The organism is Streptomyces sp. NPDC021093 (assembly GCF_044333135.1).
Classification (GTDB): domain Bacteria; phylum Actinomycetota; class Actinomycetes; order Streptomycetales; family Streptomycetaceae; genus Streptomyces.
This window is the reverse complement of sequence record NZ_JBIRQJ010000019.1, coordinates 80,283-102,087: the sequence shown is the minus strand read 5'-3', so window position 1 is coordinate 102,087 and position 21,805 is coordinate 80,283. Positions and strand designations below refer to the sequence as shown.

Annotated in this window: 22 protein-coding genes; 15 read left to right on the top strand and 7 right to left on the bottom strand. The window is 70.9% G+C overall.

The window, feature by feature from the left end; translation table 11 throughout:
- Positions 1-21 precede the first annotated feature (21 nt).
- Both ACH4SP_RS41000 and ACH4SP_RS40995 read left to right on the top strand, forming a co-directional pair.
- Positions 22-645, top strand: a complete 624-nt coding sequence (locus ACH4SP_RS41000) for a hypothetical protein (RefSeq protein WP_398423339.1) — start codon at positions 22-24, stop codon at positions 643-645.
- Positions 646-771: 126 nt separating this feature from the next.
- Positions 772-1,113 carry a DUF2516 family protein gene (locus ACH4SP_RS40995; RefSeq protein ID WP_398423337.1) on the top strand — a complete coding sequence of 114 codons (342 nt, stop codon included), beginning with the start codon at positions 772-774 and terminating at the stop codon, positions 1,111-1,113.
- Here ACH4SP_RS40995 and ACH4SP_RS40990 read toward each other — a convergent pair.
- The 3 genes from ACH4SP_RS40990 to ACH4SP_RS40980 form a co-directional block, all read right to left on the bottom strand.
- On the bottom strand, positions 1,095-2,609 hold the full coding sequence (locus tag ACH4SP_RS40990; RefSeq protein WP_398423335.1) for a PP2C family protein-serine/threonine phosphatase: 1,515 nt from the start codon (positions 2,607-2,609) through the stop codon (positions 1,095-1,097). The two genes, ACH4SP_RS40995 and ACH4SP_RS40990, sit on opposite strands and share 19 nt — an antisense overlap.
- 561 nt (positions 2,610-3,170) lie before the next feature.
- Complete coding sequence (locus ACH4SP_RS40985; RefSeq protein WP_398423333.1) at positions 3,171-4,184, bottom strand: NlpC/P60 family protein; 1,014 nt, start codon at positions 4,182-4,184, stop codon at positions 3,171-3,173.
- A 326-nt stretch (positions 4,185-4,510) separates the two neighbouring features.
- Entirely contained in the window at positions 4,511-5,359 is an 849-nt protein-coding gene (locus ACH4SP_RS40980) for a class I SAM-dependent methyltransferase (protein ID WP_398423331.1), read from the bottom strand.
- A 179-nt stretch (positions 5,360-5,538) separates the two neighbouring features.
- Here ACH4SP_RS40980 and mshA point away from each other — a divergent pair, with 179 nt between their 5' ends.
- Positions 5,539-6,888, top strand: a complete 1,350-nt coding sequence (gene mshA / locus ACH4SP_RS40975; protein WP_398423329.1) for a D-inositol-3-phosphate glycosyltransferase — start codon at positions 5,539-5,541, stop codon at positions 6,886-6,888.
- Positions 6,881-7,387, top strand: coding sequence for a YbjN domain-containing protein (locus tag ACH4SP_RS40970; protein WP_398423327.1), 507 nt, complete (start codon positions 6,881-6,883; stop codon positions 7,385-7,387). Before mshA ends, ACH4SP_RS40970 begins: the two co-directional genes overlap by 8 nt.
- Positions 7,388-7,443: 56 nt before the next feature.
- On the opposite strand, the gene ACH4SP_RS40965 is transcribed toward ACH4SP_RS40970, so the two are convergent.
- Entirely contained in the window at positions 7,444-8,790 is a 1,347-nt protein-coding gene (locus ACH4SP_RS40965) for an MDR family MFS transporter (protein ID WP_398423325.1), read from the bottom strand.
- Between the two features lie 203 nt (positions 8,791-8,993).
- On the opposite strand from ACH4SP_RS40965, the gene ACH4SP_RS40960 reads away from it, so the two are divergent.
- Complete coding sequence (locus ACH4SP_RS40960) at positions 8,994-9,755, top strand: phosphoglyceromutase (protein ID WP_398423323.1); 762 nt, start codon at positions 8,994-8,996, stop codon at positions 9,753-9,755.
- Positions 9,756-9,827: 72 nt separating this feature from the next.
- Here ACH4SP_RS40960 and ACH4SP_RS40955 read toward each other — a convergent pair whose 3' ends face one another.
- Together ACH4SP_RS40955 and phoU are read right to left on the bottom strand one after the other, a co-directional pair.
- Positions 9,828-9,974 (bottom strand): hypothetical protein, encoded by a 147-nt coding sequence (locus ACH4SP_RS40955; protein ID WP_398423321.1) that lies wholly within the window; start codon positions 9,972-9,974, stop codon positions 9,828-9,830.
- A gap of 143 nt (positions 9,975-10,117) precedes the next feature.
- A complete protein-coding gene (gene phoU / locus ACH4SP_RS40950; RefSeq protein ID WP_398423319.1) occupies positions 10,118-10,789 on the bottom strand; it encodes a phosphate signaling complex protein PhoU in 672 nt (223 codons plus the stop codon).
- Positions 10,790-11,016: 227 nt separating this feature from the next.
- On the opposite strand from phoU, the gene ACH4SP_RS40945 reads away from it, so the two are divergent.
- Positions 11,017-12,351 (top strand): sensor histidine kinase, encoded by a 1,335-nt coding sequence (locus ACH4SP_RS40945; RefSeq protein WP_398423317.1) that lies wholly within the window; start codon positions 11,017-11,019, stop codon positions 12,349-12,351.
- Positions 12,348-13,028 (top strand): response regulator transcription factor, encoded by a 681-nt coding sequence (locus ACH4SP_RS40940; RefSeq protein ID WP_362423372.1) that lies wholly within the window; start codon positions 12,348-12,350, stop codon positions 13,026-13,028. Before ACH4SP_RS40945 ends, ACH4SP_RS40940 begins: the two co-directional genes overlap by 4 nt.
- An 80-nt stretch (positions 13,029-13,108) precedes the next feature.
- On the opposite strand, the gene ACH4SP_RS40935 is transcribed toward ACH4SP_RS40940, so the two are convergent.
- The gene (locus ACH4SP_RS40935; RefSeq protein ID WP_398423315.1) at positions 13,109-13,840 is read right to left on the bottom strand and encodes a DUF461 domain-containing protein; all 732 of its coding nucleotides are present in this window, start codon (positions 13,838-13,840) and stop codon (positions 13,109-13,111) included.
- A gap of 711 nt (positions 13,841-14,551) precedes the next feature.
- On the opposite strand from ACH4SP_RS40935, the gene ACH4SP_RS40930 reads away from it, so the two are divergent.
- From ACH4SP_RS40930 to ACH4SP_RS40895, 8 genes are all read left to right on the top strand, one after another.
- A complete protein-coding gene (locus ACH4SP_RS40930) occupies positions 14,552-15,034 on the top strand; it encodes a CarD family transcriptional regulator (protein ID WP_003953493.1) in 483 nt (160 codons plus the stop codon).
- A gap of 270 nt (positions 15,035-15,304) precedes the next feature.
- On the top strand, positions 15,305-16,084 hold the full coding sequence (gene ispD, locus ACH4SP_RS40925) for a 2-C-methyl-D-erythritol 4-phosphate cytidylyltransferase (RefSeq protein ID WP_398423313.1): 780 nt from the start codon (positions 15,305-15,307) through the stop codon (positions 16,082-16,084).
- Positions 16,074-16,604, top strand: coding sequence for a 2-C-methyl-D-erythritol 2,4-cyclodiphosphate synthase (gene ispF / locus ACH4SP_RS40920; RefSeq protein ID WP_398423311.1), 531 nt, complete (start codon positions 16,074-16,076; stop codon positions 16,602-16,604). The genes ispD and ispF overlap by 11 nt, the downstream gene beginning before the upstream one ends.
- A 23-nt stretch (positions 16,605-16,627) precedes the next feature.
- On the top strand, positions 16,628-16,837 hold the full coding sequence (locus ACH4SP_RS40915; protein ID WP_398423309.1) for a hypothetical protein: 210 nt from the start codon (positions 16,628-16,630) through the stop codon (positions 16,835-16,837).
- Positions 16,838-16,937: 100 nt separating this feature from the next.
- Positions 16,938-17,342, top strand: a complete 405-nt coding sequence (locus ACH4SP_RS40910) for a PPOX class F420-dependent oxidoreductase (RefSeq protein WP_398423307.1) — start codon at positions 16,938-16,940, stop codon at positions 17,340-17,342.
- 90 nt (positions 17,343-17,432) lie between these two features.
- On the top strand, positions 17,433-18,833 hold the full coding sequence (gene cysS, locus ACH4SP_RS40905) for a cysteine--tRNA ligase (RefSeq protein ID WP_398423305.1): 1,401 nt from the start codon (positions 17,433-17,435) through the stop codon (positions 18,831-18,833).
- A gap of 130 nt (positions 18,834-18,963) precedes the next feature.
- On the top strand, positions 18,964-19,920 hold the full coding sequence (gene rlmB, locus ACH4SP_RS40900; protein ID WP_398423303.1) for a 23S rRNA (guanosine(2251)-2'-O)-methyltransferase RlmB: 957 nt from the start codon (positions 18,964-18,966) through the stop codon (positions 19,918-19,920).
- Between the two features lie 176 nt (positions 19,921-20,096).
- Complete coding sequence (locus ACH4SP_RS40895; protein WP_398423301.1) at positions 20,097-21,767, top strand: DoxX family membrane protein; 1,671 nt, start codon at positions 20,097-20,099, stop codon at positions 21,765-21,767.
- The last annotated feature ends 38 nt before the right edge of the window (positions 21,768-21,805 follow it).

The following is a 21,805-nucleotide window of genomic DNA, read 5'->3' as shown; positions in this document are numbered from 1 at the left end:
CGATCCGGGAGGACCACAGTTATGGCCATCAGCGATGACCTGCGCAAGAACCTCACCGACCCGACCCCCCTCTACTTCGTCGCCGGTACGGCGGACCTCGCCGTGCAGCAGGCCAAGAAGTTCGCCGACGAGGCGCCGGAGCGCTTCGAGAAGGTGCGTCAGGCGGACCCCAAGGCCGTACAGGAGAAGGTGACTTCGCAGGCCAAGGAGGCGCAGGCCACCCTGCAGGCGAAGTTCGCCGAGGTGATCGGCTCCTTCGACACCGACCTGAAGAAGCTGGGCGAGACCGCCCAGGACCTCGCGCTGCGGGGTGTGGGCGTGGCCGCCGAGTACGCGGTCAAGGCCCGTGAGACGTACGAGAAGGTCGCCGAGCACGGTGAGCAGGCCGTGAAGGTCTGGCGCGGCGAGGCCGCCGAGGAGATCAACGAGATCGCGGTCGCGGTCGAGCCCGACCCGGAGCCGAAGGCCGCGGAGTCGAAGACGGCGGAGTCGAAGACGGCCGAGTCGAAGGCGGCCGAGCCCACGGCCGCCGAGGCCACGTCTGCCGAGGCCGAGGCGGACCCGGCGCCGAAGAAGGCCCCGGCGCGCAAGGCCGCCGCCAAGAAGACGACGTCGGCCGCCGAGCCGGCCGCCGAGGAGAAGTAGTCACGCGCGTACGAAGGTGCGCGGGACACGACGGGCCGGATCGCCGCGAGGGCGCCCGGTCCGTCGTTTCGGTACCGTGGCAAAGGCGGTCACGAGGCGGTCGAACCGGATGAGGCGGTGCTCAGTATGTTGCGTGAGGGATTCGACGTCGGGCTGATGTTCGTGGTCGGGCTGGTCTTCCTTGTCACGGCGGTGGCCGCGCTGATCATGGCCGCGACCGCGCGTGCCGATGCGTACCGGGCCGCGGACAAGCAGTCCAAGAACTTCTGGCTGGTCATTCTCGGCATCACGGTCGTCGTGAACCTGGTGGTGCCTGTCCTGTTCCTGCAGATCGCGGGTCTGGTCGCGTCGATCGTCTTCCTGGTGGACGTACGGCCCGCCCTGCGTCAGGTCTCCGGCGGCGGCGGTGGCCGGCGCGGCGGCAGCAGCAGCGACGGGCCGTACGGTCCCTACAACGGCGGGCGTTGAGCGGAGGGCCCAGTCATGGTGGGCCCAGTCATGGTTGGCCCAGCAGTGGTGGGTCCGCTGACGGAGGTCCCACGGACGGTGGGCCCGCTGACGGAGGGTCGGGCTGCCCTGCCGCGGTCCTTGTTCTTGCCGCTGTTCCCGTCCCGGCTGCTGCCGTCCCGGTTGCTGCCGTCCCGGTCGAGGAGGAGGACGGCGACGTCGTCCGTCAGCTCGCCGCCGTTCAGCTCGCGTACGCGCGTGACGGCGGCCTCCAGGAGCTCCTCGCCGCGCAGGCCCTCCGACAGCTGACGGTTGATCATCGCGACCATGCCGTCCTGGCCCAGCCGGCCGGGGCGGCCGGTGCCGTCCGCTCCGGCGATCCGGCCCTCGATCAGACCGTCCGTGTACATCAACAGGCTCCAGGCGCCACCCAGTTCGACCTGCTGGCGCGGCCAGCGGGCGCGCGGCAGCAGACCGAGGGCCGGGCCCCCGTCGTCGTACGGCATGAGCTGGGCGAGCTGTCCCTGGCGGGCGATCAGCGGCGCCGGATGGCCGGCCAGGCACAGACCGGCGCGGCGGCCGTCCGGTGCGATGTCGACCGTGCAGAGCGTCGCGAAGATCTCCTCGCTCTCCCGCTCGTGCTCCAGGACGCGCTGGAGGGTGGAGAGCAGTTCGTCCCCGCACAGGCCGGCGAAGGTCAACGCCCGCCAGGCGATGCGCAGTTCCACACCGAGGGCGGCCTCGTCGGGGCCGTGGCCGCAAACGTCGCCGATCATCGCGTGGACGGTGCCGTCCGGGGTGCGGACGGTGTCGTAGAAGTCGCCGCCCAACAGCGCGCGGGAGCGGCCGGGGCGGTAGCGGGACGCGAACTTCAGGTCCGACCCGTCCAGCAGCGGCGTCGGGAGCAGGCCGCGCTCCAGCCGGGCGTTCTCCTGGGCGTGCAGCCGGGACTCGGCCAGTTTGTACGAGGCGGTGTCGGCGCGCTTGCGCTCCACCGCGTACCGGATGGCGCGGCTCAGCAGCCGTCCGTCCAGCTCGTCGCGGAAGAGGAAGTCCTGGGCGCCTGCCCGGACCGCCTCGGCGGCGTGCTCGGCCCGGTCGGGCGGGGTCAGCGCCAGCACGGCGTGGTGCGGCGCCATCCGCAGCACGTCGCGGAGCGCGCCCAGCGGACTGCCGCCGTCACCGGTCCCGTCGCTCCCGCCGTCCCCGCTGCGCTCGTTGTCCTCGCGGCATTCGGCGCAGCTGCCACAGCCCGGCAGGGCCAGGTCGAGCAGGATGCAGTGCACGTCGTCGGTGAGCAGCCGGCCGGCCTCGGTGAGGTTGCGGGCGGTGCGGACGCGGACACGGGGGCCGCCTGCGGATTCGAGCAGGTCCGGCACGGCGAAGGCGTCCGCCGGGTCGTTCTCGATCACCAGCAGCGTGAGGTCGGTCGGCTGCTGGGGTGCGGTGTGCTGAGGGCCGGCCTGACCGCTTTCCACGGCGGGCACTACTCTCTGCCGCGGTATGGGTACGGGCATCGGTTCGGTTCCTTCCCTCCCCCCGAGGGCACGGTGGGACGCCGAACGACGCCCCGCCAAACGGGGACCTTAGCGGTACCGGGCGCCGCAACGGAATGCCGTTCACGAATCCGCCTCGGTCATATGCCGACCGTCTTCACCGCTCCCGGCCAGGCATAAGCCGCGTCCCGGCATGGATCCGGCACGGTCCCGCCGCACCGTTTGCCATGACAAAGATCACCCCATGCGGAGGCCACCTCCAGGCGACCGCCACACTCCCGCCCGCCCGATACTCCGGCCCACGGCCCAGCCCTGCCCGACCATCGGCCCGGCCTGTGGCTCAGCCCCGTTCGACCATCGGCCCGGCCTGTGGCTCAGCTCCGCCCGGCCATCGGCCCGGCCGGGTGGCTCAGCCCCTCCCTGGCCCTCTGCCCCGGTCCCCGGCTCGATCCCGGCTCAGCCCTGCCTTGGCCCCCGGCTCGGCTCCGGCTCAGCTTCGGCCTCGGCTCAGCCCCGGCTCCGGTTCAGCTCCGGCCCGGCTCGGCCCCGGCCAGGGGCTCGGCCCGGCCCCGGCCCCAGCCTCTATCCCGGCCGCACCACACCCAATATCGGCATCGACCCCGCCCCCGCGATCGTCACGGTCCGCCCCGGCCTCGGTGCGTGCACGATGGCGCCGTCGCCCACGTACATCCCCACGTGGCTCGCGTCCGAGAAGTAGATGATCAGGTCCCCGGGTTGCATGTCAGCCACCGAGACCTTCGGGAGCAGCCGCCACTGCTCCTGCGACGTCCGCGGTATCGCCCGGTCCGCCGATGCCCACGCCTGCTGTGTGAGGCCCGAGCAGTCGAAGGCGTCGGGTCCCTCCGCGCCCCATACGTACGGATCGCCGATCTGGTCCGTCGCGTAGGACACCGCCTGCTTGCCCTGTGCCGTGGACGCCGCGCCGCCCTTGCCGCCGTTCTTCAACGCGCCGGAGTCCAGCCAGGCCGTCTGCGAGCGGTACTGCTCCTCGCGCTCCAGCTCCAGCAGCCGGGTGCGCTCCTTCTGCTCCAGGCGGGCCTCCAGCTTCTCCGCCGCGGCGATCTGCTTCTTGACCTCCGTCTGCGCCTTCTCCTTGCGCTTGCGGTTGGCCTCCAGCTTCTGCCACTCGGTGCTGGCGTCCTGCGAGTACGTCCGCAAGTCTTCCTGGGTCCTGGTCAGTTCGCCTAGCATCCCCTTGACCGCGGTCTGCCCCTGCTGCATCCGCCCGGCGCCCTGAAGGAAGAAGTCCGGGTCGCCGCTCAGCATCAGCTGTGCGCTCTGCGGCACCCCGCCCGTCCGGTACTGCGCGCGGGCCTGCGCGCCCAGGCGGTCCTTGAGCTTGTTGATCCGGTTCTCGCCCGCCACGATCGACTTGGCCAGCTTCACGATCTCGCCGGACTGGTCCTGTGTCTGATCCTCCGCCAGGTTGTAGGCGTCGGTGGCGACCGCCGCCTTGCGGTACAGCGCGTCTATTTCTCTTCGTACGTCGTTCAGGCTCTTGTCGGCATCGCCCCCGGCCGCGGGCGGCGGTGCCGGGTCGGCGGACGCCTGTCCCGGCAGCACCAGCACGCTCAACGCGCAGACCAGCGCTATGGCGGTCGTGACGCTGCTGCCACGGCTACGGCCCTGGTGGTGACTACGGTTACTACGGCTTCGGTTCACGAGCTCCCCCCGGAACGAGTCAGAATCTGATTTACCGTCAGTAACTTGGCGGTGCTTGCGCGATGCTGCCACGCCTCCCGCAAAAGCGACAGAGGCGGAAACGGCATCCCCTCACAACCCCCAAGAACCTTCCGGCCCTTCCCTGCACACCCCTCCGACGAACGAGATCGATTTCCCGTTCCCCGAATTCCGCCCATCCCGGCAATGACCTGCTTTGTTCACCGGTACGTGGCCTTCCGTCACCGGTACGAGGCGTTCCGCGGGGCCAGCGCCTCCCAGCGCACGGTGACCTCGCCCTGCCGCCACCGCCGTTCCCCGTCGGCGTCCGCGTGCCCGGTGGGGGAGTGCGGCCCGGTCAGCGGCCAGTCCGCCGACAGGTCCCGGGCCGCCCTGATCCACCGCTGCCGCGCGCCCAGCGACGCGTACGGCGCGGCCGCCGCCCACGCCCGGTCGAAGTCCCGCAGGAACGCGTGCACCGGCTCGCCCGGCACGTTCCGGTGGATCAGCGCCTTCGGCAGCCGCTCCGCCAGGTCGGACGGCCGGTCGAGGGACCCCAGCCGGGTCGCGAAGGTGACCGTCCGCGGCCCCTCCGCCCCCAGCGCCACCCACACGTGCCGCCGCCCGATCTCGTCGCAGGTCCCCTCCACCAGGAGCCCGCCCGGCGCCAGCCGGTCGCGCAGCCGTTCCCAGACGGCGGCCACCTGCTCCTCGTCGTACTGTCGAAGTACGTTCGCCGCCCGGATCAGCATCGGCCGCCGGCCGCCCTCCAGCGGCACCTCGAAGCCCCCGTGCCGGAAGGTCAGCCCCTCCCGCTCGTACGGCTTCGCCCCGGTCACCCGCGCGGGCTCGATCTCGATACCGGTCACCTCGACGGCGGGTGCGGCCGTCCGCAGCCGGCCGAGCAGCTCCACCGCCGTCCACGGCGCGGCCCCGTACCCCAGGTCGACGGCCACCGCCCCCTCCGTACGGCGCAGCGCCGGACCGTGCACGGCGGCGATCCAGCGGTCCATCCGCCGCAGCCGGTTCGGGTTCGTGGTCCCGCGGGTGACGGCGCCGACGGGGCGCGGGGGAGACGTGCGGGAGGCCATGGAACGAGCCTAAGCGGCCGAGGGCGCACCGGATCGCAATGCAATGATTTGGCAAAACGGAAATGGACCGCGGAATTCTACTGTTCTCCCCCTTCGGAAGGGCCGCACCGCCCCCGCTCAGCCCTGCCCAGAACCTGCCCGCAAGCAGATCTCCGCATCAGTCGAGGAGGACCGTCGACGTGAGCCAGTACGTCTCCCGACTCACCGGCACACTGGCCGCGGCGGCCCCGCCCCGCCTCCGCCTCCCCGGTGCGGCCCGCAAGCCCCGCCGTATCGCCATGCTCAGCGTGCACACCTCACCGCTGCACCAGCCCGGCACCGGCGACGCGGGCGGCATGAACGTCTACATCGTCGAGCTCGCCAAGCGGCTCGCGGCGATCAACATAGAGGTGGAGATCTTCACCAGGGCCACCACCGGCGGCCTGCCCCCGAGCGTGGAGCTCGCCCCGGGCGTCCTGGTGCGCCACATAGACGCCGGACCGTACGAGGGCCTCGCCAAGGAGGAGCTGCCCGCCCAGCTCTGCGCCTTCACCCACGGCGTGATGCAGGCCTGGGCCGGGCAGCGCCCCGGCTACTACGACCTGGTCCACTCCCACTACTGGCTCTCGGGCCACGTCGGCTGGCTCGCCGCCGAACGCTGGGGCGTCCCCCTCGTCCACGCCATGCACACCATGGCCAAGGTCAAGAACGCCGCGCTCGCCGAGGGCGACACCCCGGAGCCCGCCGCCCGCGTCATCGGCGAGACCCAGATCGTCCGCGCCGCCGACCGCCTCATCGCGAACACCGCCGAGGAGGCCGACGAACTGGTCCGCTTCTACGAGGCCGACCCCGGCCGGGTCGCCGTCGTCCACCCCGGCGTGAACCTGGAACGCTTCCGTCCGGCCGATGGCCGCGCCGCCGCCCGCGACCGCCTCGACCTGCCTCAAGAGGCGTTCGTACCGCTCTTCGCGGGACGCATCCAGCCCCTCAAGGCCCCCGACATCCTGCTGCGCGCCGTCGCCGTCCTCCTCGCCGACGACCCCTCGCTCCGCACGAAGCTGGTCGTGCCGATCGTCGGCGGTCCCAGCGGCTCCGGGATGGCCAAGCCGGAGAAGCTCCAGAAGCTCGCCGCCCGGCTCGGCATCGCCGACGTCGTCCGCTTCCGCCCGCCGGTCGGACAGGACCGCCTCGCGGACTGGTTCCGCGCCGCGTCCGTCCTCGTCATGCCGTCCTACAGCGAGTCCTTCGGGCTCGTCGCCATCGAGGCCGAGGCCACCGGCACGCCGGTCATCGCCGCAGCCGTCGGGGGCCTGCCCGTCGCCGTACGGGACGGGTCGACCGGCTTCCTCATAGAGGGGCACGACCCGGCCGCGTACGCATGCGCCCTGCGCCGTTTCATCGACCACCCCGAACTCGTGAGCAGCATGGGCGCGGCAGCCGCCCGGCACGCCCAGGCCTTCGGCTGGGACACCGCCGCCTCGGCCACCGCGGACGTCTACACCGCGGCGATGCACGAACACCGCCGTCACGTACGCTCGCACCATGGCTGAGAAAGCGGGCACGGCTGAGGCGCGGGACACCCTCGAAGCGACCCTGAAGGAAGCCGAGCTGGAGTGGGAGAGCCCCCGGCCCGGCTCCTACGTGGTCAAGCTCCCCGGCACCCGAAAGCTGTCCACCACGGTCTCCCTGCTCCTCGGACAGCACTCGCTCTCGCTGAACGCCTTCGTGATCCGCCACCCCGACGAGAACCACGAGGCGGTCCACCGCTGGCTCCTGGAGCGCAACCTGCGCCTGTACGGGGTGAGTTACGCGATCGACTCCCTCGGCGACGTCTACCTCGCCGGAAAGCTGCCGCTGGCGGCCGTCACCCCCGACGAGATCGACCGCCTCCTCGGCTCGGTACTCGAAGCCGCCGACGGCAGCTTCAACACCCTCCTGGAACTGGGCTTCGCCACCGCCATCCGCAAGGAGTACGCCTGGCGCGTCTCGCGCGGCGAATCCACCCGCAACCTGGACGCCTTCGCACACCTGACGAAGCCGCGCGACTGACGCACGCGACCGGGGCGCGTACGCGCCCGGGGCACGCACGCGCCCACCGCACGCGCCTACGCGGCCGGCGTGATCTCCGCCGACTCCGCCGACTTCGCAGACTCCGCCACGGAGGCCCGGGTCTCCTCCGGTACGGAGCCCCGCCCGCCCGCCGCCTCTTGAGGCTCTCGCGGCAGGTTCCGCATCAGCAGCCAGTACCCGCCCGCCGCGACCGTCCCGATCACCGCGCACGCGCCCCACAGCCACGCGGCTCCCAGCCGGTCGATCACATAGCCGCCCAGCAGCGGTGCCGCCAGCGCCGCCACCGCCCACGACATCGTGTACATGCCCTGGTAGCGGCCGCGCCCGTGCGTCGGTGACAGACGCACCACAAGACCCGTCTGGACCGGCGAGTTGATGATCTCGGCCAGCGTCCACACGCACACGGTCAGGGCGTACACCCCGAGCGATCCGGCGAACGCCGTCAGCCCGAACCCGTACCCCGCGAGCAGCGAGGAGACGACCAGCAGCCGGCGCGGGTCGCGGTGCTCGATGAACCGGGTGACCGGGATCTGGAGCGCCACGATCAGCACACCGTTGACGGCGATCGCCGTACCGAAGTCGGAGCTGCTGAACCCGTCCGTCCCCATCGCCACCGGCAGCGCCACGTACCCCTGCTGGAAGATCAGCGCCACCAGGAACGACAGCCCCACCACGCTCATGAAGCGCCCGTCGCGCAGCACCGTCCCGAGCCCGACCTCCGGATCGGCGGCCTTCTCGGCCACCGTCCGCTCGGGCCGCGACTCCGGCAGCTTCAGGAACACCACCACCGCACAGGCGAGCGTCATCGCCGCCTCTATGAGGAAGCCTGCGCGATAGCTGTACTCGGCGAGGAAACCGGCACCGGCCGACGAGACCGCGAACCCCAGGTTGATCGCCCAGTAGTTGAGCGAGAACGCCCGCACCCGGTCCTCGGGCTTCACGATGTCCGCCATCATCGCCTGCACGGCCGGCCGCGACGCGTTGCTCGCCATGCCCACCAGGAAGGCGACACCGGCGATCGCGACCGGCTGCTGCACGAAGCCCAGCAGCGCCACCGAGAACGCCGTCGACGTCTGCGCGATCAGCAGCGTGGGCCGTCGCCCCAGGCGGTCGGCCATCACCCCCGCACCGAGCGAGGAGACGACACCGCCGAGCCCGTGCAGCGCCGCCACCAGACCCGCGTACGTCGCCGAATAGCCCCGGTCGAGCGTCAGGTACAAGGCCATGAACGTCGCGACGAACGCGCCGAGCCGGTTGACCAGCGTGCTCGTCCAGAGCCACCAGAACTCGCGGGGAAGCCCCGAGACGCTCTCGCGCACGGCGCGCCTCAGCCCTGCTGCCGGACCTGCTGCCGGACCTGCGGAGGGACCTGCTGAGGACATCGGCTTCCCCCGGGGGATGTAAGTGGCTCATCGAATGCCCGCAAGTTACTTACGCGGGCGGCGCACCCGCCACCCGATTGACGGCACCCGTCAATCCGCCCCCACCGCGCGCCCCCACCGCGCGCGCCGCCCGCTCGCCCGCCGCCGCCCCCGCCCGCGGACGCGCGCGCGAGGCACCCCTTGTGTCGATTACGCTCGTACGCATGGCCGACGCACCGTACAAGCTGATCCTCCTCCGCCACGGCGAGAGCGAATGGAACGCGAAGAACCTGTTCACCGGCTGGGTGGACGTCAACCTCACCGAGAAGGGCGAGAAGGAGGCAGTGCGCGGCGGTGAGCTGCTCACGGCCGCCGGCCTGGCCCCGGACGTGCTGCACACCTCGCTCCAGAAGCGCGCCATCCGCACCGCCCAGCTCGCGCTGGAGTCCGCGGACCGCCACTGGATCCCGGTCCACCGCAGCTGGCGGCTGAACGAGCGCCACTACGGCGCCCTCCAGGGCAAGGACAAGGCGCAGACGCTCGCCGAGTTCGGCGAGGAGCAGTTCATGCTGTGGCGCCGCTCGTACGACACCCCGCCGCCGGCCCTTGAGGACGGCACCGAGTTCTCGCAGTCGGACGACCCGCGCTACGCGACGATCCCCAGCGAGCTGCGTCCGCGCACCGAGTGCCTCAAGGACGTCGTCGAGCGCATGCTGCCGTACTGGTACGACGGCATCGTCCCGGACCTCCTCGACGGCAAGACCGTCCTGGTCGCCGCCCACGGCAACAGCCTCCGCGGCCTGGTCAAGCACCTCGACGGCATCTCCGACGAGGACATCTCCGGCCTGAACATCCCGACCGGCATCCCGCTCTACTACGAGCTCGACGCCGACTTCCGCCCCGTCACCAAGGGCGGCAAGTACCTCGACCCGGACGCGGCCGCCGCGGCCATCGAGGCCGTCAAGAACCAGGGCAAGAAGAAGTAAGCAGCACTGATCAAGCCCCCTACCTGCGGACTCTCCGCGGGTAGGGGGCTTGTTGTCGTCCGTGTGCCGCCGTCAGCCGCAGCCGCCGCCGCACTGGCAGGAGCCGCCGGCCTGGCAGCCGCACTGGCAGCTCGGGCCGCAGCCGCAGGCGCCGAGCAGGGGCAGGAACGTCACGTCGGGAGTCTCCTGGGGGGATTCTGTCGTGGGTGTGTCAGCCATGGGATCTCCTCGAAGGGTTTGAGGGTTCGTAGGCACGGCGGGGAGACGGGCGGTGTCTCCCCCCACCCATTGCATGCCCATCCCGTGGGCGCATCAACAGCGCGCGGAAGCACGGGAGTTGAGCACAACAGAGGTCCCCGGGCTCAGGACTCCGTCTGTGCCGCCTGGATCTCGTCCGCGTGCTCGCCCGTCACCAGGTAGACGACCCGCTTGGCCACCGACACCGCGTGGTCCGCGAAGCGCTCGTAGTAGCGGCCGAGCAGGGTGACGTCGACGGCGGTCTCGATGCCGTGCTTCCAGCGGTCGTCCATCAGGTGCTGGAAGAGCGTGCGGTGCAGGAGGTCCATCTCGTCGTCGTCCTGCTCCAGCTGGAGCGCGAGGTCGACGTCCTTGGTGATGATGACCTCGGCCGCCTTCGCCATCAGGCGCTGCGCCAGCTGCCCCATCTCCAGGATGGTCGCGTGCAGGTCGTGCGGCACGGCCTTGGCCGGGAAGCGCAGCCGGGCCAGCTTCGCCACGTGCTGGGCGAGGTCGCCGGAGCGCTCCAGGTCCGCACTCATCCTCAAAGAGGTGACGACGATACGGAGGTCGGTGGCGACCGGCTGCTGCCGCGCGAGCAGGGCGATCGCACGTGCCTCCAGGTCGTGCTGGAGATCGTCGACCTTCTGGTCGGCGGCGATCACGCTCTCGGCGAGCTTGAGGTCGGCGTCGAGCATGGCCGTGGTGGCGCGCCCGATGGCCGAGCCGACGAGGCGGGCCATCTCGACCAGGTCCTCGCCGATCGAATCCAGTTCCTCGTGGTACGCGTCCCGCATGGGGTTCCTACTTCCTTCGTGCGGCGGGCTGCGACACGGCGCAGCCTTGATTCCGGGGTCTGGCGGGGCTCCGGCCCCCACGCTCCCAGCATTCGGCCGGTACGCGTCCTGTTCCGGCCGACTAAGTGAACCAACCCCGTCCCCTCGGTGAACTCTGGGCGACGAACGTTCGAGGTGACACCCATTCGCTTGGGGCCATGTCAGTGACCAGGCATAACCTTGGGCACATGGACGTGAACGCGGCGGTCGCCGCAGCAGCAGCGATGGCCGGTCTCTGCACCGGCATCATCGCCATGCTGGCGTTCCGCTGGAGCGAGCGCGACCAGAAGCGTCCCACCAGGTCCGCGCTGCGGACCGAGGTGAGCGCCACGCTGCCGCCCGGGGTGGACACCGTCCTCTCCGTGCTCCGCTCGTCCGCTGTCGTTCTCGACGAGAGCGACAACGTGGTGAAGGCCAGCTCCGCGGCGTACGCGCTGGGACTGGTCCGAGGCGGAAAGCTGGCCGTCGAGCCGATGATGCACATGGCCCGCGACACCAGGAGGGACGGCGAGATACGCCAGGTCGAACTCGACCTGCCACGCCGGGGCACCGGCCGGGGCGAGGCCCTCGCGGTGTCCGCCCGGGTCGCGCCGCTGGGCTCCCGCCTCGTACTCCTCCTGGTGGAGGACCTGACGGAGGCCCGGCGCATCGAAGCCGTACGACGCGACTTCGTCGCCAACGTCAGCCACGAGCTGAAGACCCCGGTGGGCGCGCTCTCGCTGCTCTCCGAGGCCGTCATGGACGCCTCCGACGACCCGGAGGCGGTCACCCGCTTCGCCGGCCGGATGCAGATAGAGGCGACCCGCCTCACCTCACTGGTCCAAGAGCTCATCGACCTCTCCCGGGTGCAGAACGACGACCCCCTGGAGGACTCCGAGCCGGTCCGGGTGGACGAGCTGGTCGCCGAGGCGATCGACCGCTCCCGGCACACCGCCTCCACCAAGCAGATCACCATGCAGGCCGGCGGTACCTCGGGCCTGCACGTCTGGGGCAACCGGGGCCAGCTCGCCGCCGCCCTCGGCAACCTCGTCGAGAACGCCGTCAACTACAGCTCCGCCCGCACCCGCGTGGGCGTCGCCGCCCGCCGGGTCCCCGCACCGGGCGGCGACCTCATAGAGATAGCCGTCACCGACCAGGGGATCGGCATCTCCGAGCGGGACCGCGAGCGCGTCTTCGAGCGGTTCTACCGCGTCGACCCGGCCCGCTCCCGGGCCACCGGAGGTACGGGCCTGGGCCTGGCCATCGTCAAGCATGTGGCCGCCTCGCACGGCGGGGAGGTCACCGTCTGGAGCTCCGAGGGACAGGGCTCCACCTTCACCCTGCGGCTGCCCGAAGCGGGCTCCGTCCGGGGGGCCAGGGTGGAACACACCCCAGGCCGGCCCCTCGTCGGCCCCGACGACGTCGACGCGGTCGAGGACTTCGACGACGAAGACCCGGCGGCCGACGGCACGTACAGGACCACGTACGAGACCACCAAGACCCCCATCCGTGAGAACACCCCTGCCCCGGAGGTCCTTCCGTGACCCGAGTGCTCGTCGTCGAGGACGAGGAATCCTTCAGCGACGCCCTGTCCTACATGCTCCGCAAGGAGGGCTTCGAGGTGGCGATCGCGGCCACCGGCCCCGACGGCCTCGACGAGTTCGAGCGCAACGGCGCCGACCTCGTCCTGCTCGACCTGATGCTGCCCGGCCTGCCCGGTACGGAGGTCTGCCGCCAGCTGCGCGTCCGCTCCAACGTCCCGGTGATCATGGTGACCGCCAAGGACAGCGAGATCGACAAGGTCGTCGGGCTGGAAATAGGGGCTGACGACTACGTCACGAAGCCCTTCTCCTCCCGCGAGCTGATCGCCCGCATCCGCGCCGTACTGCGCCGCAGGGGGGAGCCGGAGGAGGTCACTCCGGCGGCCCTGGAGGCGGGCCCGGTCCGGATGGACGTGGACCGCCACGTCGTCACGGTCTCCGGCGCCAAGATCGACCTCCCCCTCAAGGAGTTCGATCTCCTGGAGATGCTGCTGCGCAACGCGGGCCGCGTGCTGACCCGGATGCAGCTCATCGACCGGGTCTGGGGCGCGGACTACGTCGGCGACACCAAGACCCTCGACGTTCACGTCAAGCGCCTGCGCGCCAAGATCGAACCGGACCCGGGCGCCCCGCGCTACCTGGTCACGGTGCGGGGCCTGGGCTACAAGTTCGAGCCGTAAACCGGACCCGTCGGTCGGTGATTGGACGGTGAAGGGCCCCCGCCGGATTCCGGCGGGGGCCCTTCGTTCGATCTCGTGCGTCAGTGACCCGGGGTGGCTGCGCCCGTGGCCCCGCTCGCCGGCGTGTTCTTGGCCGGGGCGCCCGACTGGGTGTTCTTCGCCGGGGTGCCCGACTGGTTCCCGCCCGGAGCGCCGGTGGTGGCGCCCGTCGGCGTGCCGGCCGGGTTGCCCGTGGCCGGGGCGGTCGGCGTGCCCGAAGGGGCGGCCGGGACCTTCTCCGGGCCGTAGCCCTCGAAGTGGCCGACGGCCGGGACGACGAACGCGCGCAGCGTCACGTTGCCGGTCTCGCTGAAGCTGAAGGTGACCGGCTGGGCGTTGCCGTTCTGGGCGGACTCGCGGCCGTCGGCCACGACGGCCGAGGCGTTGTCCTTGCCGCCGATGACCACGGAGCCGCCGGCCGGAACGGTGATCTTCCCGGTGCTGCCCTTGGCCGGGGTGAGCTTCACCGCGGCGCTGGTGCCGCCGAGCTTGACGGCGTCGATGGTCTGCGGCTTGTCGCCGTTGTTGAAGACGGTCGCGGTGACGACCGCGGGACCGACGCCGACGGCGTTGCCCTTGGCCTTCTCGCGCGGCTGGGTGATCACCACGGCGTTCTGGATCTTGATCTTGCCGTTGTCGACGGAGATCGCAGCGTTGTCGGGCTTGACGGCCAGCGTCTGGGCATCGTTGCCTGCACCGCAGGCGGCGAGCGAGACGATCGAGAACGCGAGGGCGGTAGCGGCGAGAGTGCCGCGTCGAAGGCTGCGGCTCACGGCGGCGGCAACTCCTAGGACGTTACGGACGGGCGGACTGCACGGCTCGCGAGAACCGCACGCTCGGGGCGTGCAAGGACCGCATGCTTAATGCGCGCTTAGGTTACCGAGCCGCCGACCGGCCTCCGCACCCGACCCGCCCCCGCTCGCGCCCCGCTCACATGCGCCGTCGGTGCAACGATGCGCCGTCGGCGAGTGCGGGAGCGTTCGCGGAGGTGAACGCGGAGGTGATCACCGAGGTGTGCGGCGGTGATCACCGAGGTGTACGAAGGCGCGATTTCGTACAGCGTTCAATGGCGCGAAACGTTCGGGCCTGGTGGGCTCACGGGATATTGCCCGCGGAATGCGAGGCACGTCGCGGAATTGATCACGGGGTGGATCGCCGCGTGCCCGTGATCAATTCCGGATTGCCGCCGATTACCGCCGTACGGGTGAGCGATCTCCGAACGGAGTAGACGAAGTTCACCTCGTGGAACCCGGCAAATCAGGACTTCTCGTCCCTGTCTCAGGGTCTGTGGCGTGTGTAACGTGCGCGTTTCCCTTCGCCCGCAGAGCCGCTCCCACCTGCGAATACCGCCTTCCGGAAGCCTGTCGCAGCACGTTCCTGTTGCAGTTGTCAAGCCCCGAGATACGCCCTGACCTGCGGAAACGCCATTCAGAACAAGCGGTTTCCGTGTTACTCTGGATAGCCACGGAAGGGGTACCTGTCACATGACGTTCAAGGTTGGCGACACCGTGGTCTATCCCCATCACGGGGCCGCGCTGATCGAGGCCATTGAGACTCGCCAGATCAAAGGCGTGGACAAGACCTACTTGGTGCTCAAGGTCGCCCAGGGCGACTTGACGGTTCGTGTACCGGCGGACAATGCGGAGTTCGTCGGCGTTCGCGATGTGGTCGGGCAGGACGGTCTGGACCGGGTCTTCGAGGTGCTGCGGGCACCGTATGCAGAAGAGCCGACGAACTGGTCCCGTCGTTACAAGGCAAATCTGGAGAAGCTCGCCTCTGGCGATGTCATCAAGGTCGCCGAAGTGGTGCGTGACCTGTGGCGTCGTGAGCGCGAGCGCGGTCTCTCCGCCGGCGAGAAGCGCATGCTCGCAAAGGCGCGCCAGATTCTGGTGAGCGAGCTGGCCCTCGCGGAGAACACCAATGAGGACAAGGCCGAGGCCCTGCTGGACGAGGTTCTCGCGTCGTAACTCCACATGCCGGTCACCCGGCGTGTGCGTTGATTTGTTGTGATGCCGCGGTGTCCGTCGGTCGACTGTGTCCGCAGTCGGCCGGTGGAGACCGCGGCATCATTTTTAACTTCGAAGATCATTTCCCGCGTGCGGTGTTCTTCAGTGGTTCTTCAGTGCCGATGCACCACCCCGGCCCGGCTGTCACGGAAGGGTCCGGTCAGGGCGTCGCGCCCGGCTCGCTGAGGCCATACCCATGTCGGGCGAGTCGACAAACCTCCGGAGAAGCCGATGGCAGCCGAAGAGCCCCCCACGCCCCCCGCGCCCGCCGAGTCCGGCGGCCGTACCGCCGCAGTGATCCCCGCCGCAGGCCGCGGCATACGCCTGGGACCGGGTGCGCCCAAGGCGCTGCGGCACCTCAACGGGACCCCGATGCTGGTCCACGCCGTCCGCGCGATGGCCGCCTCCCGGGCCGTCTCCCTGGTGGTCGTGGTGGCCCCGGCCGACGGGGCCGGCGAGGTCAAGGTCCTCCTCGACGAGTACGAGCACGCGCTGCCCGAGCGCACCGAATTCCTGGTCGTCCCCGGCGGCGACACCCGCCAGGAGTCCGTGAGGCTCGGCCTCGACGCACTGCCGGACGACATCACCGCCGTACTGGTGCACGACGCGGCACGTCCGCTCGTCCCGGTGGACACCGTCGACGCGGTCGTCGAAGCGGTACGGGGCGGAGCGCCCGCGGTGGTGCCCGCGCTGCCGCTCGCCGACACCGTCAAGCAGGTCGAGCCGCAGACCGGCGGGCGGCCCGAGCCGGTCGTGGCGACGCCCGAGCGGGCGCTGCTGCGGGCCGTGCAGACGCCGCAGGGCTTCGACCGGGCCACCCTGGTGCGCGCGCACGCGACCGTACCGGCGACGGGTGAGGGTGCGACGGACTGTGCGGGCATGGTCGAGCGGCTGGGGGAGCCGGTCGTGGTCGTACCCGGGCACGAAGAGGCGTTCAAGGTGACCCGGCCGCTGGACCTGGTGCTGGCCGAGGCGGTACTCGCACGGAGGAGGGCCAACGATGGCTTCTGAGACGACCCCGACGGCCCCGACGACCCCGACCGTTCCGACCGCGCCGGTGATTCCGCTGGTCGGGATCGGTACCGACATCCACGCCTTCGAGCGCGGGCGCGAGCTGTGGTGTGCCGGGCTGCACTGGGAGGGCGAGGAGTTCGGGCTCGCCGGGCACTCGGACGCCGACGTCGTCGCCCACGCGGCGTGCGATGCGCTGTTCTCGGCCGCCGGGGTCGGCGACCTCGGCGCGCACTTCGGTACGGGACGGCCGGAGTGGGCCGGGGCGTCCGGGGTGACGCTGCTGACCGAGGCGGCCCGGATCGTACGGGCCGAGGGCTTCGAGATCGGGAACGTGGCGGTGCAGGTCGTCGGCGTACGCCCGAAGGTCGGCAAGCGGCGCGAAGAGGCGCAGAAGGTGCTGAGCGCGGCCGTCGGGGCACCGGTGTCGGTCTCCGGGACGACGAGCGACGGACTGGGGCTGACGGGCCGGGCCGAGGGGCTGGCGGCGATCGCCACGGCCCTGGTCTACCGGGCCTGATCCGGCCCGTCAGGAGTACGGGCGTGAGCGTCGGCCCGGAGCGGGAGGCGTGCATCCGCAAGGGGCACGGCTCAACCCGGGACGTCCGCTCCTACAAGGCGGACGTCAGCACCTCGCGCGGGCGCGCCCGTGCCGAGATCGGCACCCTCCCTCGTATCTCCGGCTGCTCATCGGCACCCGGCGCGCTTCCGGGGGCGTACTCCTGTGGAGTGTTCTCGCCGTGGTGGCTTTGACGGGGGCACTTCTGGCGCGTTGCTTGCGCCTTGGTGGGCGGGTGGCGGGGTAGACGTAGTAACCACCCCATCCCTCGTACCCCCGGAAGGACCGGCCCCCGTGAGCGCAGAACTCAGTGACGGCCTCAAGGAACTCCTCGACGGCCCCGTCTTCATCAACGTGGCCACGATCCAGCCCGACGGCAGCCCCCAGGTCTCCCCGGTCTGGGTGAAGCGCGACGGCGACGACGTCCTCTTCTCCACCACCGTCGGGCGGCGCAAGGAGAAGAACCTGAGCCGTGACCCCCGCGTCACCGTCCTCGTCCAGCCCGCCGACGCCCCTTATACGTACGCGGAGATCCGCGGCAGCGTCGAGATGACGAGGGAGGGCGGCCAGGAGCTCATCGACGAGCTGGCCGTGAAGTACACGGGGAAGAAGTACATCGAGTTCAACCCGTCGTCGGTGGACGACGGACCGCGTCTCGTGGTCCGTGTCCGGGCCCGCAAGATCGTCGGCAACATCTGAGTGCGAGGGTCCCGTACCCCTCCTGTTCCGGTCCTGTTCCGGTGTGGGGTACGGGCCCATGCCACGCCAAACACTCAGTACCCTTGTGTCGTGACTATTCGCCTGTACGACACCAGCGCCCGGCAGACGCGTGACTTCATCCCGCTCGTGCCGGGCTGTGTCTCGATCTACCTGTGTGGCGCTACCGTGCAGGCCGCACCGCACATCGGGCACATCCGGTCGGGACTCAACTTCGACATCATGCAGCGGTGGTTCGCCCACCGCGGCTACGACGTGACCTTCATCCGCAACGTCACGGACATCGACGACAAGATCATCGCGAAGTCCGCGGAACAGGGCCGCCCGTGGTGGTCCATCGGGTACGAGAACGAGCGGGCCTTCAACGACGGCTACACCGCGCTCGGTTGCCTCCCGCCCACGTACGAGCCCCGCGCCACCGGCCACATCACCGAGATGGTCGAGATGATGCAGGGCCTCATCGAGCGCGGTCACGCGTACGAGGCGGACGGCAGCGTCTACTTCGACGTCCGTTCGTACGACGGGTACCTGGAGCTCTCCAACCAGGACCTGGACGAGCTCCGCCAGCCCGCCGAGGAAGGCATCACCGGCAAGCGCGACGCCCGCGACTTCGCCATGTGGAAGGCCGTCAAGCCGGGCGAGCCCAGCTGGGAGTCCCCGTGGGGACGCGGCCGGCCCGGCTGGCACCTGGAGTGCTCGGCGATGGCGCACAAGTACCTGGGCAGGGCCTTCGACATCCACGGCGGCGGGATCGACCTGATCTTCCCGCACCACGAGAACGAGATCGCCCAGGCCAAGGCGTTCGGCGACGACTTCGCGAACTTCTGGGTGCACAACCACTGGGTCACGATGGCCGACGAGAAGATGTCGAAGTCCCTCGGGAACTCGGTGCTCGTCAGCGAGATGGTCAAGGCCTGGCGGCCGATCGTGCTGCGCTACTACCTCGGTACGCCGCACTACCGCTCCGCGATCGAGTACAGCGAGGAGGCCCTGCGCGAGGCGGAGTCCGCCTTCGCCCGCATCGAGGGCTTCGTGCAGCGCGTCGTGGAGAAGGCCGGGGGCCCCGTCGAGCCCGCGGCCGAGGTCCCGCCCGCCTTCGCCGAGGCCATGGACGACGACCTCGGCGTCCCGCAGGCCCTGGCGATCATCCACACCACGGTCAGGCAGGGGAATTCCGCCCTCGCCGCCGACGACAAGGAAGCGGCGATTGCGCGCCTGGCCGAGGTCCGTGCCATGCTCGGCGTGCTGGGTCTCGACCCGCTCGACGCGCACTGGGCGGGCGAGTCGGACCGCGGCGAGGACCTCCACGGGGTCGTCGACACGCTCGTACGACTCGTACTCGACCAGCGTCAGTCCGCGCGCGAGCGCAAGGACTGGGCGGCGGCCGATGCCATCCGCGACCAGCTGCAGCAGTCCGGGCTGGTCATCGAGGACAGCCCGTCCGGACCGAGGTGGACGCTCGGGCCCCGGTAGGGGCTTCGCATGAGGCCTGCACAGGGCCTTCCGATGTGCCGCCCGGACGACCGGGCGGCACACTTCATTTACGTACGTAGACGATCTGCATCACCATGTGGATCGCCGGATCCACAGGAAACAGGTAGTCATGGCCGGCAACAGCCAACGCAGGAACCGCCGCACGTCCAACAAGAAGGGCATGCAGGTCGGCAGCGGCGGCCAGCGGCGCAAGGGGCTTGAGGGCAGGGGCCCGACCCCGCGCGCCGAGGACCGCAAGAAGCACAAGGCGAACCGTCTCGCCACCGCCAAGGCCAAGCACGCCCAGACCCGCCGCCCCGCCCCGCGCCGCGGCGGCGTCAAGGGCACGTCCGAGATGGTCGTCGGCCGCAACCCGGTGTACGAGGCCCTGCGCGACGGCGTCCCCGCCATCACCCTCTACGTGCAGCAGTACATCGACAACGACGAGAGGGTCCGCGAGATCCTCCAGCTCGCCGGCGAGCGCGGCAAGATCAACCTGATGGAGGCGCCGCGCCCCGAGCTGGACCGGATGACCAACGGCCTGAACCACCAGGGCATCGTCCTCCAGGTCCCGCCGTACGAGTACGCGCACCCGGAGGACCTGGTCGCCGCCGCGTACGACAACCACGAGACCCCGATGATCGTCGCGCTGGACGGCGTGACGGACCCGCGCAACCTGGGCGCCATCATCCGCTCCGTGAACGCCTTCGGCGGCCACGGCGTGGTCGTGCCCGAGCGGCGCGCGGCCGGCATGACCGCCGGTGCGTGGAAGTCATCGGCAGGTACGGCCGCCCGTACGCCCGTCTCGCGCGTCACCAACCTGACGCGCGCGCTGGAGGAGTACAAGAAGGCCGGCATCACGGTCGTCGGCCTCGCCGCCGACGGTGAGCACAAGGTCGAGGACCTGGAGCAGCTCGGCGGTCCCGTCGTCATCGTCATCGGCGGCGAGGGCAAGGGCCTCGGCCGTCTCGTCGGCGAGACCTGCGACTACCGGGTGCGGATCTCGATGCCGGGCGGCGCCGAGTCGCTGAACGCGGGCGTCGCGGCGGGGATCGTCCTGTACGAAACGGCGCGTCGCCGGAAGTAGCCGGTGCCTCTGCGCCAAGGAGCGCGGAGCGTGACGAGGGGCCCCGGATTTGATTCGGGGCCCTTTTTCGTCCACCTGTGTTGACCTGCGACGTCCGTGAGAACGCGTGGATTTGACGGGTCTCGGACAGATCGGCGCCGTCAAGGCAGTGTCCTAAACACACATCACTCGGTTAGATGAGTGTGGACACCAGAACACCCGGGTTCGACGATCAGCCCGCACTGAGCATGGTCAAGGTGCCCTGCGACCCGGCGCAGGTCATCGTCAACCACGCCAGTTTCCGCGTGCAGCTCGCCCCGAGCCAGAGCGCGCGCCCCTCCGTGGCGCGGGGTGCTCTGGACCGGACGGCGATGATTCCGGCGTTGAGCGGGGCGGGGGTGGCGGCCGGAGCCGGGGCCGCCGCAGGGCGCCGCCGGCCCGTCGTGTGGACGGGGAAGTCCGAGCCGGGCGACCCCGGCGCGGGCGGACTCCTCCAGGCCGTGCGCAACTCGACCGCGACCGCCACCGCTCCCCGCCCAGGCGGCCTCGACGACCTCGACGCGGGGGCGACCCAGCTCATCCCGCGCGTCGACGGCTCCTCCGCACCCGACGAGACCATGCAGACCCCGGTGGTCGGCGGCGGGCAGGGCGGCGAGCCGCACACCCGGATGCTGCCCCGGATGCGGCAGGCCGAGGGTGCGTACGACACGTACGAGAGCGATGAACCGCCGTACGACGACGAGGAATTGACGGACGGTCAGGACAGTCAGGACTGTCGTGACGGCCGGGCGAGGGGCGGCGGGCGCGCCCGGCAGACCTTCTACCCGGACCGGCGGATGAATCTCGGAGTGGTGCTGCTGCCGCTCCGCGTCTTCCTCGGCTTCATCTCCATCTACGCGGGCATGGGCAAGCTCTGCGACCCCGTCTTCTTCGACGGCGGCGAGCGCGGCTCCATGGTCAAGTGGCTCAACTCGCTGCATCCTTGGGGGCTTGCCGAGCCGCTGCGCGACTTCGCGCTGCAGCACCCGGTCGGTGCAGGGCTCAGCGTGGCGTTCCTCCAGGTCATCGTGGGCGTGCTCACGGTGCTCGGGCTGTGGCAGCGGGTCGCCGGAGTGATCGGGACGCTGCTGTCGGCGGCGCTGCTGCTGACGGTGAGCTGGAAGACCGTCCCGGCGTACGACGCGCCGGACATCATCTACCTCGCCGCCTGGTCGCCGCTGATCATCGCCGGTGCGCCGGTGTACTCGATGGACTCCCGGCTCGCGGGCGAGGCATGGCGCACGCTGGGTCCGCGCAGCGAGGTCTGGGAGCTGCGGCGGCGGGTGCTGCGGCGCGGCTTCCTGATGATCACCCTGGTCGTCGGGCTGACCCTGCTGGTCGGCTCGGTGCTCGGCGGGGCGGTCCGCTCGGCCGAGGTCGTCGTACCGGGTCCCGACGACGACCCGTCCAACCACCTGCCAGGACAGCCGCTCCCCAAGGAGACCGGCGCCAAGCGCACTTCGCAGGGCCCCGAGCGGCGTACCCCGAAGCCCTCGGCGAGCGGTTCCGTCGCCCCGTCGACGCGGCCCAGCCCCACCGGCAGCCCGCGCTCCTCCGCCACTTCCGGCGCCACCGCGGGCCCCAGCCAGACCCAGGGCTCCACCGGCCGCACCCCCACCCGGGGCACGGGCCCGGCCACGGCCACGGCGGGCCCCACGGCCACCGCGGGACCGACGTCCAGCGGCGGCACGACCGGGGGCAACGACGGGAGCGGCAGCGGCGGTTCGGACTCCGGCGGGTCCGGTTCGGGCGGCGGCGACTCGGGCGGGTCGGGCGGCTCCGGCGGCTCGGGCGGCAGCGACAAGGTGATCGGCGGGCTGCTCGGCTAGCCGCCACTGGTCCGTACGTACGAATCCGTACGCACGAA

Bases quoted from the DNA above. Each gene is read 5' to 3' on its own strand.
- ACH4SP_RS41000 (WP_398423339.1), top strand. From the start codon at position 22: ATGGCCATCAGCGATGACCTGCGCAAGAACCTCACCGACCCGACCCCC.
- ACH4SP_RS40995 (WP_398423337.1), top strand. From the start codon at position 772: ATGTTGCGTGAGGGATTCGACGTCGGGCTGATGTTCGTGGTCGGGCTG.
- ACH4SP_RS40990 (WP_398423335.1), bottom strand. From the start codon at position 2,609: ATGCCCGTACCCATACCGCGGCAGAGAGTAGTGCCCGCCGTGGAAAGC.
- ACH4SP_RS40980 (WP_398423331.1), bottom strand. From the start codon at position 5,359: ATGGCCTCCCGCACGTCTCCCCCGCGCCCCGTCGGCGCCGTCACCCGC.
- ACH4SP_RS40970 (WP_398423327.1), top strand. From the start codon at position 6,881: ATGGCTGAGAAAGCGGGCACGGCTGAGGCGCGGGACACCCTCGAAGCG.
- ACH4SP_RS40965 (WP_398423325.1), bottom strand. From the start codon at position 8,790: ATGTCCTCAGCAGGTCCCTCCGCAGGTCCGGCAGCAGGTCCGGCAGCA.
- ACH4SP_RS40960 (WP_398423323.1), top strand. From the start codon at position 8,994: ATGGCCGACGCACCGTACAAGCTGATCCTCCTCCGCCACGGCGAGAGC.
- ACH4SP_RS40955 (WP_398423321.1), bottom strand. From the start codon at position 9,974: ATGGCTGACACACCCACGACAGAATCCCCCCAGGAGACTCCCGACGTG.
- phoU (WP_398423319.1), bottom strand. From the start codon at position 10,789: ATGCGGGACGCGTACCACGAGGAACTGGATTCGATCGGCGAGGACCTG.
- ACH4SP_RS40945 (WP_398423317.1), top strand. From the start codon at position 11,017: ATGGACGTGAACGCGGCGGTCGCCGCAGCAGCAGCGATGGCCGGTCTC.
- ACH4SP_RS40930 (WP_003953493.1), top strand. From the start codon at position 14,552: ATGACGTTCAAGGTTGGCGACACCGTGGTCTATCCCCATCACGGGGCC.
- ispD (WP_398423313.1), top strand. From the start codon at position 15,305: ATGGCAGCCGAAGAGCCCCCCACGCCCCCCGCGCCCGCCGAGTCCGGC.
- ispF (WP_398423311.1), top strand. From the start codon at position 16,074: ATGGCTTCTGAGACGACCCCGACGGCCCCGACGACCCCGACCGTTCCG.
- rlmB (WP_398423303.1), top strand. From the start codon at position 18,964: ATGGCCGGCAACAGCCAACGCAGGAACCGCCGCACGTCCAACAAGAAG.
- ACH4SP_RS40895 (WP_398423301.1), top strand. From the start codon at position 20,097: ATGAGTGTGGACACCAGAACACCCGGGTTCGACGATCAGCCCGCACTG.